13 protein-coding genes are annotated in these 13,051 nt (G+C 69.6%); 5 read left to right on the forward strand and 8 right to left on the reverse strand.

What is annotated here, in order from left to right:
• The 3 genes from Aple_RS26920 to Aple_RS26930 all read right to left on the reverse strand — a co-directional run.
• On the reverse strand, window positions 1–552 hold a 552-nt coding region (locus Aple_RS26920), incomplete at its 3' end, for a DUF937 domain-containing protein (protein WP_155347506.1).
• Window positions 553–630: 78 nt separating this feature from the next.
• On the reverse strand, window positions 631–1,275 hold the full coding sequence (locus Aple_RS26925) for a response regulator (protein WP_155347507.1): 645 nt from the start codon (window positions 1,273–1,275) through the stop codon (window positions 631–633).
• 42 nt (window positions 1,276–1,317) lie between these two features.
• Complete coding sequence (locus Aple_RS26930; protein ID WP_155347508.1) at window positions 1,318–3,276, reverse strand: sensor histidine kinase; 1,959 nt, start codon at window positions 3,274–3,276, stop codon at window positions 1,318–1,320.
• Between the two features lie 179 nt (window positions 3,277–3,455).
• On the opposite strand from Aple_RS26930, the gene Aple_RS26935 reads away from it, so the two are divergent.
• Together Aple_RS26935 and Aple_RS26940 are read left to right on the forward strand one after the other, a co-directional pair.
• The gene (locus Aple_RS26935; RefSeq protein WP_155347509.1) at window positions 3,456–4,319 is read left to right on the forward strand and encodes a CPBP family intramembrane glutamic endopeptidase; all 864 of its coding nucleotides are present in this window, start codon (window positions 3,456–3,458) and stop codon (window positions 4,317–4,319) included.
• Between the two features lie 10 nt (window positions 4,320–4,329).
• Window positions 4,330–5,127 (forward strand): acyl-CoA thioesterase, encoded by a 798-nt coding sequence (locus Aple_RS26940; RefSeq protein WP_170321677.1) that lies wholly within the window; start codon window positions 4,330–4,332, stop codon window positions 5,125–5,127.
• A 2-nt stretch (window positions 5,128–5,129) separates the two neighbouring features.
• Here the strand turns inward: Aple_RS26940 and ftsH are convergent, their stop codons facing one another.
• Genes ftsH through Aple_RS26955 form a run of 3 tightly spaced genes read right to left on the reverse strand, consistent with a single transcriptional unit; the run spans window position 5,130 to window position 8,543 of the window.
• Window positions 5,130–7,055, reverse strand: a complete 1,926-nt coding sequence (gene ftsH / locus Aple_RS26945; RefSeq protein ID WP_155347511.1) for an ATP-dependent zinc metalloprotease FtsH — start codon at window positions 7,053–7,055, stop codon at window positions 5,130–5,132.
• A 30-nt stretch (window positions 7,056–7,085) separates the two neighbouring features.
• Window positions 7,086–7,577 carry a DUF1269 domain-containing protein gene (locus tag Aple_RS26950; RefSeq protein WP_155347512.1) on the reverse strand — a complete coding sequence of 164 codons (492 nt, stop codon included), beginning with the start codon at window positions 7,575–7,577 and terminating at the stop codon, window positions 7,086–7,088.
• 54 nt (window positions 7,578–7,631) lie between these two features.
• Window positions 7,632–8,543, reverse strand: coding sequence for a hypothetical protein (locus tag Aple_RS26955; RefSeq protein ID WP_155347513.1), 912 nt, complete (start codon window positions 8,541–8,543; stop codon window positions 7,632–7,634).
• Window positions 8,544–8,641: 98 nt separating this feature from the next.
• Here Aple_RS26955 and Aple_RS26960 point away from each other — a divergent pair, with 98 nt between their 5' ends.
• Window positions 8,642–9,616: a DUF3616 domain-containing protein gene (locus Aple_RS26960; RefSeq protein ID WP_155347514.1), complete on the forward strand. Its 975-nt coding sequence runs from the start codon at window positions 8,642–8,644 to the stop codon at window positions 9,614–9,616.
• Here the strand turns inward: Aple_RS26960 and Aple_RS26965 are convergent.
• Window positions 9,607–10,281: an aminoacyl-tRNA hydrolase gene (locus Aple_RS26965; protein ID WP_218038521.1), complete on the reverse strand. Its 675-nt coding sequence runs from the start codon at window positions 10,279–10,281 to the stop codon at window positions 9,607–9,609. The genes Aple_RS26960 and Aple_RS26965 overlap by 10 nt on opposite strands.
• The gene (locus Aple_RS26970) at window positions 10,278–11,585 is read right to left on the reverse strand and encodes an MFS transporter (RefSeq protein ID WP_308805521.1); all 1,308 of its coding nucleotides are present in this window, start codon (window positions 11,583–11,585) and stop codon (window positions 10,278–10,280) included. Before Aple_RS26970 ends, Aple_RS26965 begins: the two co-directional genes overlap by 4 nt.
• A gap of 72 nt (window positions 11,586–11,657) precedes the next feature.
• Between Aple_RS26970 and Aple_RS26975 the strand changes: the two genes are divergently transcribed.
• Together Aple_RS26975 and Aple_RS26980 are read left to right on the forward strand one after the other, a co-directional pair.
• Window positions 11,658–12,635: a GlxA family transcriptional regulator gene (locus tag Aple_RS26975; protein WP_155347516.1), complete on the forward strand. Its 978-nt coding sequence runs from the start codon at window positions 11,658–11,660 to the stop codon at window positions 12,633–12,635.
• 54 nt (window positions 12,636–12,689) lie between these two features.
• Window positions 12,690–13,025, forward strand: a complete 336-nt coding sequence (locus Aple_RS26980; protein ID WP_170321678.1) for an STAS domain-containing protein — start codon at window positions 12,690–12,692, stop codon at window positions 13,023–13,025.
• The last annotated feature ends 26 nt before the right edge of the window (window positions 13,026–13,051 follow it).

Below are 13,051 nucleotides of genomic sequence, written 5' to 3' on the forward strand. Positions count from 1 at the left end.
GGACTGGGGTTGGGGGTGGGTGGAGTCCTGGTCGCCGAAGATGGTGTTGAGGAGGTTGCCCAGGAGTTCGCCGAGGCCGCTGCCGCTCATCCGCTTTCGTTCCTGGTCGAGATCCTGGGACATGGTGCCCATGTCCATGCCCCGGTTGAGGCGCTTGGCGAGCATGGACATGACCATGGGCGCCACCATCGTCAGCACCTTGGAGACGGTCCTGGGGTTGATGCCCATGAACTGGGAGATGCCCTGAGCCGCCTGTTTCGTGCCCTGGTCGCCGAGGACGTGGCCGAGGATCTTCTGGCCGTCGTTGGCGTCGGCGAGGGCGGTGACGTTGGTGAAGGGGTCACTGTCGGTGTGCTGGTCCAGGGCGGAGCGCAGGGATTGCGCGCCGCGCGCGTGCTCGGTCTGGTGGGCCATGCCGCCCACGATGGTGCCGAGCGAAGCCTGGACAGCGCCCTTCGCCGATTCGGTGTCGGTCCCGATCATGATCGCGATCTGCTGAATGCCTTTGGGTCCCAGCTGGGAGAACAGGTCGTCCTGCATCGACTGGCTCACGGTAACCCCCCGTATGAACGTCGTCTCCGCGAGGCCCTTCCCCGGACTAATTACGCATAACTTCCTAAAAGCCTCAAATCACTCTCCGAGGCCAGCCTGTCGCGCCCGGACCACGGCCTGGGCGCGGTCGGCCACCTGGAGTTTGGCGAACACGTTGGTGAGGTGGTTCTTCACGGTCTTCAGGCTGAGGAACAGGATTCTGGCGATGTCGGCGTTGGACTTGCCGGAGGCCAGCAGGTCGAGGATCTCGCGTTCGCGCTGGGTGAGTTCCGGGAACGGGCCGCTGCCGGGGCCGGTGGCCAGGAAGCGGCGGATGCGGCGGGCCACGGCCGCGCCGTACACAGCCTCGCCGCGGGCCACGGCGCGGACGGCGGCGATGAAGTCGGCGCCGCCGGTGCCCTTGAGCACGTAGCCGCGCGCCCCGGCGCGGAGCGCGGCGAACACGGAGGCGTCGTCCTCGCTCATGGTGAGGACCAGGATGCCCAGGTCGGGGCTCCGGTCGATGAGTCTGCGGGTGGCCTCCAAGCCGGAGGTGCCGGGCATGACGAGGTCCATCACGACCACGTCGGGGTTGCTCGCGAGCGCCATCTCGATGGCTTCCTCGCCGTCGCCCGCCTCGCCGACGACTTCGGCGCCGCCGACCTGTTCGAGCAGGGCCCGCAGGCCGTGCCGGAACAGCGGGTGGTCGTCCACCAGCAGCACCCTGACCGGGGACTCCGTCATCTCGTCCTCCTCGTTCACAGCGGCTCGGTCACAACGGCTCGGTCACAACGGCAGCACCGCCGCGACCGTGGTCCCGCCGCCCGGCGCGGACCATCGTTCCAGCGTGCCGCCCAGCTCGGCGGCACGCTCCCGCATGCTGCCGGAACCGACGCCCTCCACCAGGGGTTCCGGCAGGCCGCGGCCGTCGTCGCGGACCTCCAGGAGCAGCCGGCCCTCGCGGGCCGCCGCCGAGATCTCCACCTTCGCCGCGTCGGCGTGCCGGAGCGCGTTGGCGAGCGCCTCCTGAACGATCCGGTACGCGGCGACCTCCACCGCGGCGGGCAACACCGGCAGCGGCCCCGGCATCGACACCGTGACCACGGGACCGCTGTCCGCGTCCAGCGCCAGATCCTCCAGCGCTCCGCCGAGGCCGAGCTCGTCCAGCGCGGGCGGGCGCAGATCGTGCACGATCCGGCGGACGTCGCCGACCAGCGCGTGGGTCAGTTCGCGGACGTCGGCCAGCGGCTCGCGCAGCGCCGTCGGCGCCTTGGCCTCGATCAGGTCGAGCCGCACGCCGATCGCGGCGAGCCCGGGGCCGAGACCGTCGTGCAGGTCCCGGCGGAGCCTGCGGCGCTCCTCCTCGCGGGCGATCACCAGGCGTTCCCGCGAGGTCTGGACCTCGCGGGTGAGCCGGACCGCGGCGACGGCCAGCGCCAGGTGGCGGGCCAGGTCGTCGAGGACGGCCAGGTCGGCCCGGGACAGCGCTTCGCCCGGTGATCTCGGAGCCGCGCGCAGCTCACCCTCACGGCGGCCGCTGGCGTGCAGCGTAAGCCGTACGCCGTCGGAGGGCACCTTTCCCACGACGGACAGGGGGGTGCCGTCGGCGGCCAGGACGGCGACCGCGGGGAGGCGGAGGGTGCGGGCCACGGTGTCGGCGGCGCCGTCGAGCAGGCGGGTGGGGTCGGCGGAGGCCTCCAGCTGGTGGCCGAGGCGGGACAGGGCGGTGGCGGGGTCGCCGCGGTTGCCGAACAGCAGCCTGCCGACGGCGCGCTGGACGGCGTCTCGCACGGGGGCGAAGGCGATCGCCACCACGGCGGTGCCGATCAGGGGTTCCAGGGTGCCGCCGTTGAGGCGCAGCAGTTCGTGCGCGGTGCCGACCACGGCCAGGTAGATCGCCAGCAGCACGCCGGTGACGAGGACGGAGACCACCGTCCTGCGGATCAGGATCTCCAGGTCGAACAGGCGGTAGCGGAAGATCGAGATCGCCGTGGCGGCCGGGAGCAGGGGCAGGGTGAAGCCCAGCAGCCACACGCCGATCGGCGGATGGTACGGGAGGAAGGTGTCCGCCAGCACGGCGGCGGTGATGGCGGCGGCGGCCGCGAACACCGGGACCAGTTGCCGTCGCTGTTCGCCGTTGGGCTCGGTGCCGCGGAACCGGACGGCGAGGGCGGCGGCTCCCGCAAGGCCGAGGGCGACCATCACGACGGCGAAGGCGATCGCGGCGTGTGGGGTGGAGACGAAACCGATCGGGTTGGGCTCTTCGTGGCCCCAGACCCAGATGCGGTCCCGGAAGACCAGGATGAGCTGGAGCACCGCCATCCCGGCGATCAGCACGCGCAGGACCGGCCGCCAGCGCGGCGATGGGAGGCGTCCGTCCGGGAGCAGCAGGGGAAGCAGTAGCAACGGGCCGAAGCCGGTGAAGAACACCCAGTTCAACGACCAGGCCGCCAGATCCGCGCCCGGCCAGCCGAGCCCGTCGCCATACGCCGCGTAACCGCCGAAGAACGCCTGGAGTGTCACGCCCGCGCCACCGACACAGAACAACCAGCCCACCGGATGCCGTGGCAGGCGCGCCAGGATCAGCGCTCCGATCAGCGGATACGTCAAGCCGACGACCGCGTCGAGCGCGAGATAGGTCAGGTCTGCCTCGGGCACGCTCACACTCAACACGACGCCCCCGACAATCCCGAGCGAGCACAGGACCGGGATCGCCCATGGCCACCGGGAAGCGGTACTACGCATTAGGACATCATCGAACATTTCATGACACGAACGAAATGGGCCTAGAGTCCTGGCTCACCCGGGACCTGGTGAAACGGCCACGGGCGACGCCCATGGGAACAGCGCCTCCAGACCGACCGGGACTCAGAGGGGACCCGCCGATCAGGCGAATAGGACCAGTCCACCGATGAACTCCAGCCATGGACACCACCCATTCGCCCGCCCTGGTCCGCAAGCAGCTGACGGTATTCGCCGTCGTGCTGCTCGTGCTTGTGCTACCCGCCTTGGCGTACGCGATCTCCCAAGGTCTTGACCTCAACCGCATCAGCGAGGCCCCCATCGGCGCACAACTCGCCGTCTACAGCCAGGCGTTCGCCCCCATGCTGGCCGCTCTCGCCGCCTGGCTCGCCGGAGGCCACGGTCTGCGAGGATTCGACTGGGGCTTCCGCAGAGTGCCATGGCGCGCGCTCGGCATCGCCTGGGTCATCCCCGTCATCGGCATCTCCCTCGGCTACGGCTCCGCCTGGATCACCGGCCTGGCCCGCTTCGCGCCCGGAAACGTGACCGACTCCACCGGTCTGCCCCCCGCGCCGGCGATCGTCCTCGGCCTGCTCCCCGGCATCCTCCCCTACGTGATCCTCGCCCTCGGCGAACAGATCGGCTGGAGCTCCTTCCTGACCACCCAGCTCTCCCAGACCAGGACCACCGACGCCACCGCCCTCATCGTCGGCCTCTGCTGGGCGTCGTTCCACGTGCCTATGATGCTGTTCGTCCCCGGCGCGATCGACCAGGGCGTCCCTATCTTCTACGCCATCCCCTGCTTCGCCGCGCAGTCGGTGACGATCGCCTTCCCACTGGTCTGGCTCCGCGTGCGGACGAAGAGCATCTGGCCGGTACTCATCCTGCACGCCACCCTCAACGCCGCGCTCTACTTCGTGGCGGGCGCCATGACCGCCCCCACCGAGAATTCACCCTGGTTCGTCGGCGAAGGCGGCGCACTCACCACACTCGGCCTGCTGATCGCCGTACTCGCAACCCGCAGGCTATGGCGCAATCCCAGATAGCATGGCGATCGTGTGGGACACCGTCTTCGGCCCAGTCAAATTCACCTACGAAGGCGACTCCCTCCGCGCCGACGTAGACGGTGACATCAGCTTCCGAGGCGTCGTGTTCGGCGGCTGGACGGCCTCACTCGCGGCCCTGGCCGCCGCCGACGGTCTGGACGGCCAGGTTCTGAGCGCGCTGCACGTCGTCTTCACCGGCCAGGTACGCCCAGGCGCCCTCCTCTTCGACATCGAGCAGCTGCGCACCGGCGGCTCGATGGCCGCCCGCCGCGTGACCGCGCACCAGGGCGGGGAGCCACTGGCCTCGATCCAGGCCTGGTTCACCCGCCCCAACCTGTTCCCACCCGCGACCCACCCGCGCGCCACTCCACCTCAACGCCCCTGGAACGACTGCCCCACGATCGAATGGTCCTGGCCGGACGCGCCCTTCCTCCGCCACATCGACGAACGCGGCATCGACTACCCCACCTCGTACGCCACCTTCCAGAACGGCCCGCCGCACGTGGAGCTCTGGGCCCGCATCAAGCGCAACCTGGAGCCACTCCCCCGCCAACTCCTCGACGTGATCCTCTTCGACGCCCACCTCCTGGACGCCGCCTACCGCGCGACCACCCTCACCGACCTGCACATGGTCTCCCTCGACCTGTGCGTCACCTGGGCCGCCACCCCGCCGGACGGCTGGCTGCACGTCACCACCGACGCCCTCATCGGCCCATCTCTGGTGGCCACCACCGGCACGCTGGCCGACGACCAGGGCTCCCGCTACGCCGTCGCGACCAGCCAGGGGCGCGCATACGCCCCACGCTGAAGCTACCTGCCCCGCTGAATGTCGATCCGCGGGGGAATGCCCGCCGCCTCGTACGCCTCGGTCTCGTCCAAGGTCTCCCGCTCCAGCAACGCACTCACGATGTTGTCGAGTTTGTCGCGGTTATCCCGAATCACCTGCTGCGCGGTCTCGTAGCACTCCTCGACGATCCTGCGGGTTTCCTCATCCACCTCGGCCAGCGTCGCCGCGGCCGCCTGAGGCTGATCGTCCTGCGGCAGGATGTTCAACGGGCCGATCTTGGGCGACATCCCCCACCGGCCCACCATTCCCCGGGCGATCGCGGTGACCTGCTCCAGATCGTTCTCCGCCCCGGTGGTGACCAGCCCGAAGACGACCTGCTCGGCGGCCATCCCGCCCAGCGCGCCGACGATCCGGCCGCGCAGGTAGTTCTCGTCGTAGGCGTACCGGTCGTTGTCCGGCGTGGACAGGGTCACGCCGAGCGCCCGCCCACGCGGAATGATCGAGATCTTCCGTACGGGATCGGCGCCCGGTTGGAGCATCCCCAACAGGGCGTGACCCGCTTCGTGGAAGGCCGTGCGGATTCGTTCGTCTTCGGGCATCACGATGGCGCGAGCCGTACCGAGCTGGAGTTTTTCCAGCGCGTCGGCGAGATCGGCGGAGTGGACCTGGACGTTGCCGCGCTTGGCGGCGAGCAGTGCGGCCTCGTTGACCAGGTTGGCCAGGTCGGCGCCCGTCATGCCGGGGGTGCTCTTGGCGAGCCTGGCCAGGTCGACGTCGGCGCCGAGCGGGACGCCCCGGGTGTGCACCTTGAGAATCGCGGTACGGCCCGCCGCGTCCGGCGGAGAGACCACGATGTTCCGGTCGAACCGCCCAGGCCGCAGCAGCGCCGGATCGAGGATCTCGGGGCGGTTGGTGGCCCCGATGACGATGACGCCCTCCCCGGCGGTGAAACCGTCCATCTCGGTGAGGATCTGGTTCAGAGTCTGCTCGCGCTCGTCGTGCCCCCCGAGCGCGCCCGCGCCCCTGGTCCGCCCGATGGCGTCGATCTCGTCGATGAACACGATCGACGGCGCGACCTTGCGGGCCTCGGTGAACAGCTCGCGGACCCGGGACGCGCCGACGCCGACGATCATCTCGATGAACTCGGAGGCGCTGGCCGAGAAGAACGGCACGCTCGCCTCGCCCGCGACGGCCCGCGCCAGCAGCGTCTTGCCGGTGCCCGGCAGCCCGGTGAGCAGCACCCCTTTGGGGAGCTTCGCACCGAGTTTGCGGTATTTGGAGGGCTCCTTGAGGTAGTCCACGATCTCGATGAGCTCGTTCTCGACCTCGTCGATCCCGGCCACGTCCGCGAACGTGACCCTGACCTTGTCGGTCGCGATCGGATGGGCCGCCCGGGATCGGCCCAGCGCGCTGAGACCGCCGCCGCCCATCATGGAGGTGCCCCGGCGCAGCAGCCACATCCACACCGCGGCCAGCAGCAGGACCGGCAGCAGCGACAGCACGAGATTCCAGAACGTCCCACGCGAGTCGCTGGGCGGCTCCGCCTTCACCGTCACGTTCTGGCTGGTCAAAAGCTGAAATATCTGGTTCTGGTTGGCGAAGACCGGCATCTCCGTCGAGAACTTGGTGTACGTCTTGTTGCCGTCGGGATCCCTGGCCTGCGCCTTCAGGTTGCCCTGGATCGAGTATCCGGTCGCGTAGATGTCCTTCACGTTCCCGGCCTCGACCTGCTTCATGAACTGCGTGTACGAGATCGTCTCCACCGGTGTCCCGTCATAGAACGAGGAGACCACGAAGAACAGCGCGTACGTGATCAGCAAGGTCAGCGCGAACCGGAACCAGTTGATCTTCGGTTTGCCCGGGGGGAGACCCTCGGCGCGCCAGGGCTTGGGCTCGTCCTCGCCCGCGGGCTTGTCCGGTTCCCTGCGCTCCTGCGGCTGGTCGGCCACGGGTCTCCCCCCGCCCGTCGACGACGGGGCTCAGCGGCGCGCCGCGGCCACGGCGTGCTTGAGCTGGTCCTCCTGGTCCTGGCTGAGCGAGGTGTGGATGATCCGCCCGCCGTACGGCGCGAGCTGCGGGATGACCTTGTCAGGCGTGCTCTTGTCGATGAGCAGGAACAGCGCCGCCGCGCCCGGCTTGAGGCCTTCGGCCAGGTCCTTCATGAACTTGTCGTTCACCCCCACGTCGCTCATCGCGCCGACCGCGGCGCCGGTGGCCGCGCCGACGGCCATGCCGAGGAACGGCATGAAGAAGATGAGCCCGATGAGCCCGCCCCAGAGGGCTCCCCCGGCCGCCCCCGCGCCGGTGGTGCCCACCATCTGCTTCATCTTGATCTTGCCCTTCATGGTGCGCTCGACGATCGCCATGTCCTGGAGGTCGATCAGCCGCTCCTTCTGCAGCTGCTGGACCTTGTCCCGGACGTCCACGGCGGTGGAGACGTCGTCGTACGCGATAGCGATCAAATTCGCCATTGGAAATCCCCCCGATTATCCAGATGGCGCTATATCTCCCCAGCTCAGAGCTCTCTAAAGCACCTTAATCTTGGACATTACGGTGTTGATGTCGCGCCAGCGCTTCTTCTGGGCGTCCGGCACCGTGATGAACACCAGCGCGGGCTTGCTCTTCGGCACGTCCAGCAGCGCGAGCGCGGCCATCGAGCGGCGTTTGTCGCCCTTCACGGTGTAGCTGACCTCGTAGCCGAGCAGCCAGCCGTTCCGGTCGTCCACGCTGATCGGCTGGGAGGCGGTCCACTCCAGCGTCGCGCCGGCGGGGTGGTGGTTGAGGGTCCAGCGGGCGGCCAGGAACGCGGTGTCGCGCAGGCTGTCCTGCACCTCGATCGGCACCGGGCAGGAGACCAGCATGCCCCGGTAGGCCATGCCCTTGATCTTGCCGAGCAGCTGGCGGGAGGCGAACGGCGACGCCTTGGCCAGACTCCATTCCTTGCTGAACCGGGGCACGGCGATCCCGGAACGTTCGTCCTTGATGGAACCCCGGACGGGCGCGGAACGCCCCGCCAGGGCGGCCAGCTTGGTGTCGGAGGCGGGCAACGCGGGCACCCGGGGATCTTCCTGGGCGGTGCTCAGCGCCGTACTCGCCGATGGGCTGGGCGCCGCGGAGGCGACGACCGCGCTCCCGGACGAGGCGGTGGGGGACGGCGGCGCGAACGTGGGAGTCGCCGAGGGGGCCGCGGCGGCCGGCAGCGTGCCAGGCTCGTCCCTGGTCGCCACCACGGCGGCGGCGACCACGGCCACGAGCCCGGCGACCACGACGCCCGCGACAGTCCGGTAGACCAACCGCATCGGCAGGTCACCAAGGCCTTTGCCCGACGGTGGCGGCGCTGGAAGCTCCGGGATCGTGATCTTCGGTAGCGGTGTGGTCTCGGCCTCAGCCGCGACGTACGTAGGAACCGCCTTAGTCCCATACTCCCCAGGTGACACGAACGGGAGCGTACGCGAACTCCGGGTATTTTCGGGTGCGATCACCATCACACTTCGGGAACAGGTGCGTACCCGATAATTGGTCCGATAATGGTGGCGTGCGCGTCGAACTCCGCTTCACCGCAGGTACCGGTATCCATCACGATCTTTCGGCCGTTCGCCAGGACGGCCACTGCCTCTGGGTGGCCGGAGACGAGTCCGCGGCCGTCGAACGCCTCACGTGGCGGGACGGCGCTTACCAAGATCATCAATCGTTTCGGCTGTCCGAATTCGTCGAGCTGCCGGCCGGTCCGGACGACGAAGCCGACATCGAGGGCCTGGGCCGCGCCGACGGCTGGCTGTGGGTGGTCGGCTCGCACAGCCTCAAGCGCAGACGCGTCAAACCAGGTCAGACCGGCGAAAAAGCCCGCAAGCGGCTGGCGTCGGTGCTGCGCGAGGAGAACCGCTTCATCCTGGTACGGCTTCCACTCGTCGAACGCGACGGACTTCCGTTCCCGGTACGCCAGGACGGCCGCAGAACGGCGGCCATCCTGTCCGGTCCCGGCCGGAACCTGGCGGACATGCTCGACGACGACCCCCATCTCCGCCCGTTCCTGCACCTGCCCGGCAAGGACAACGGATTCGACATCGAGGGCATCGCGGTCATCGGATCCCGCGTGCTGGTCGGATTACGCGGCCCCGTGCTCCGCGGCTGGGCGGTCGTCCTGGAGATCAGGCCCGAGACGAATCCGCACGATCCACACCGTCTCCGCTTAGACGGCGGTTACCAGACCCACTTCGTCGATCTGGACGGTCTCGGCATCCGGGATCTCTGCCCGATCGGGGATGACCTGCTCATCCTGGCCGGGCCGACGATGACCCTGGACGGCGCGTTCCGGGTTCTGCGCTGGCGGCCCAACGGCGACTTCGCCAACCCTCCGACCCTGGTCACGGAGCTGCCCATGGTTCCGGGCGCGGACCGCCCCGAAGGTATCGCCCTGCTCCCCGACGGCCGCCTGCTGATCGTGTACGACACCCCGGCGCCGGAACGCCTGACCCTCGACGGCGTCTACGCGGACATCGTTCAGGTGTGACGCAGCGGTCCCCAGCCCTCCGGCCGGAAACCACCCCGCCGGAGCCAGGGCGTATCCGCGATCACGGTGACGCTGCCGGGTTCGATCTCGGTGAAGCCCGCGTCCCTGACCGCGGGCAGGCCGCTCGCCACGAGCTCCCGCCAGTCGTCCGGCGCGGCCGTCCGCACATCCAGCGCGAACCCCTTGGCACGCCACGCTTCCCGCTCCTCGGGTCCCGTCCCCCACCAGGCGAGTTGCGCGGCATGCCCGCATTGCGCCATCGCCTTGCCCGCCGACATGTCCAGCCCGGGATTCACCCACAACACCACATCCCCGGCGGCGCCAAGCGTGTGGTGATCCTCCAGATCCGTCCCTGACACCTGCAGCCGGGACAACTCCTTCGGCCACCCGTCCAGCGGGATCGGCGGATGCACCCGCACCTCGGCCGTGCCCGCCGTCACCGTGAGCCCCGGCAGCTCCAGCACCCGCCGCCACTCCGCGCCCCTGGCCCGCCGCACCACCTTGCGAATCCCGATCCGCTCCCATTCCTGTACGGCTTCCGCCCACTCGCCCGGCTCGTCCAGCAGGGCCAGCACGCCCCGGGCGGCGGCTTCCAGCGCGTCGACGCGCTCGGGCGGGGTGGCACGCTCGATCCGCACCACCAGGGGGAGCACTCGTTGGGTCACGAAGTCAAGGATGCCGCACGATTACGGGCGATCAGCAAGGACATGATCGCGGCGAGCGCGCAGAGGGCGCCGGCGCCGTACCAGGCCAGGTCGTAGTGGCCGAGGTGGTCGCGGGTCAGGCCGGCGAGGGTGGCCGCGAAGGCGGCGCCGATCTGGTGGGAGGCGAAGACCCAGCCGAAGACCACGCCGCCGTCCGCGCCGTAGATCCTGCGGCAAAGCGCGGCCGTCGGCGGCACGGTGGCGACCCAGTCCAGGCCGTAGAAGATGATGAAGACCAGCATGCTCGGCTGGGCGGTCTCCGCGAACAGCTGCGGCAGGACCAGCAGCGAGGCGCCGCGCAGCGCGTAGTAGACGCCGAGCAGGACGCGCGGATCCATGCGGTCGCTGAGCCAGCCGGACAGGACGGTCCCGACGATGTCGAAGATCCCGACCACGGCGAGCAGCCCGGCGGCGGTCGTCTCCGCCATGCCGTGATCATGCGCGGCCGGGATGAAGTGGGTGCCGACCAGCCCGTTCGTGCTGGCGCCGCAGATGGCGAAACCGCCCGCCAGATACCAGAACGGGCGCGTCTTCGCCGCGTCCCGCAGCACCCTGACCGCTCGGGCTGCCGCGCCTCCGCCGGGGACGGTCACCGGCGTGTCCTCCGTCGCGCCGTACGGCCTGAGCCCGAGCTCCTGCGGCCGGTCGCGGAGCAGGAACCAGATCAGCGGGACGACCGCCAGCGCGGCGGCGGTCACGGTGAGCGCGGCGGCCCGCCAGCCGGAGGATTCCACCAGGATGGCCAGCACCGGCAGGAAGATGAGCTGGCCGGTCGCGCCGCCGGCGGTGAGCACGCCGATGACCAGGCCGCGGTGGCGGGCGAACCAGCGGTCGGCCAGGGTCGCGGCGAAGACCAGGGCCATCGAGCCGGTGCCCAGGCCGACCAGGACGCCCCAGCAGAGCACGAGCTGCCAGCTCTGCGTCATGAAGATCGTGACGCCGCTGCCTAGGGCGACCAGGGCCAGGGCCACGGTGACCACGCGGCGCATGCCGAAACGGTCCATCAGGGCGGCGGCGAAGGGGGCGGTCAGGCCGAAGAACATGAGGTTGACCGAGACCGCGAAGCCGATCGTGGCGCGGGACCAGCCGAATTCGCGTTCCAGCGGGCTGATGAAAACGCCCGGCGTGGCGCGGAACCCGGCGGCGCCGATGATCGCCACCAGGGCGACGGCAGCGACAATCCAGGCCCGATGCACCTTGAATCCGCGTTTTGTCGGCCCGACTAGCGGACCCTCCGTTTCGTCCTGATTGCCGATCATCGTCATGGCATTCATCTTCTCGTCGCGAAATATCGCCTGACGAGTGGCCTGATAGCCAATATGTGAAAGAATCCGGCCATGGCGTACAAGCCGCATCGGGTGGTCGTGGTGGCGATGGAGCACTTCGCTCCGCTGGATCTGGGCATTCCGGGGCAGGTGTTCCGGTCGGCGGACTCGGACGGGCGGCATCGCTACGAGGTCGTGACCTGTACGCGAGGTGGGCTGCCCGTCCCCTGCGAGGCCGGGTACCAAGTCCTGCCGGATCACGACCTGTCCGTCCTGGACTCCGCGGACACGGTGATCGTTCCCGGCATCCACGGCGGATCCGCCTGGGACAACGGCACCATTCCCGACGACCTCGCCTCGGCGTTGCGGCAGGCCGCCCGATACTCCCGGATCATGTCGATCTGCACCGGCGCGTTCGTCCTGGCCGCGGCGGGCCTGCTCGACGGCCGCCCGGCCAGCACCCACTGGCGGCACACCGACCGCTTCCGCGCCTTCTTCCCGCGGGTACGCCTCGACCCCGACGTCCTGTTCATCGACGACGGGGACATCCTCACCTCGGCGGGCAGCGCGGCCGGAATCGACCTGTGCCTGCACGTGATCCGCCAGGACCACGGCAGCCAGATCGCCAACCAGGCGGCCCGGCGATGCGTGACCCCGCCCTTCCGGGAGGGCGGCCAGGCCCAGTTCATCGAACGCCCGCTGCCCGAGGCCGGCGGCCTGTCCACCGCCGCCACCCGAGCCTGGACGCTCACCCGCCTGCACGAACCGCTCGACCTCGCCGCCCTGGCCGGTCACGCCCGGATGAGCGTGCGCACCTTCACCCGCAGGTTCCGCGACGAGACCGGCCTCAGTCCCGCCCGCTGGCTCACCCGCCAGCGGGTCGAGCACGCCCGCCACCTGCTGGAAACCACCGACCTCCCGGTCGACGTGGTGGCCCGCCGGTCCGGTTTCGGCACCGCCGTCTCGCTCCGCCAGCACCTGCACGCGGCCGTCGGCGTCGCGCCCCTCAGCTACCGCCAGACATTTCGCGACACGGCGGGCGTCACCTGACGACACGGGGCCGAATTGCGGGCATCGTTGTACTACGACGGCGAAGGGATGTTGATGCCAAGCCTGCAGGTGCTCACAGACCGGCACGACCCATACGTGGTGATCACCGTTCTCGGCGACGTGGACGCCACCACGATCGGCGTGCTCCAGGAGCAGGTGGAGATCGCCCAGCGCATCTCATCCCATCTGCTGTTCGACCTGGCGGGCATGACATTCATGGACAGCGCGGGCATCAGGGTCCTCCTTGACGCCTACCACCACGCCCGCGCGAACCAGGGCACGGTCGCCGTCTGCTCCCCGCGCCCATCCCCCAGAAAGGTCATGGAACTCGTCGGCCTGACCGGCTACATCCCCGTCCACGCCTCCCTCACCGAGGCGCTGACCTCCTGAGACATGACGAAGGGCCGTGACACCCC

The organism is Acrocarpospora pleiomorpha (assembly GCF_009687885.1).
In the GTDB taxonomy this organism is placed as follows: Bacteria; Actinomycetota; Actinomycetes; order Streptosporangiales; family Streptosporangiaceae; genus Acrocarpospora; species Acrocarpospora pleiomorpha.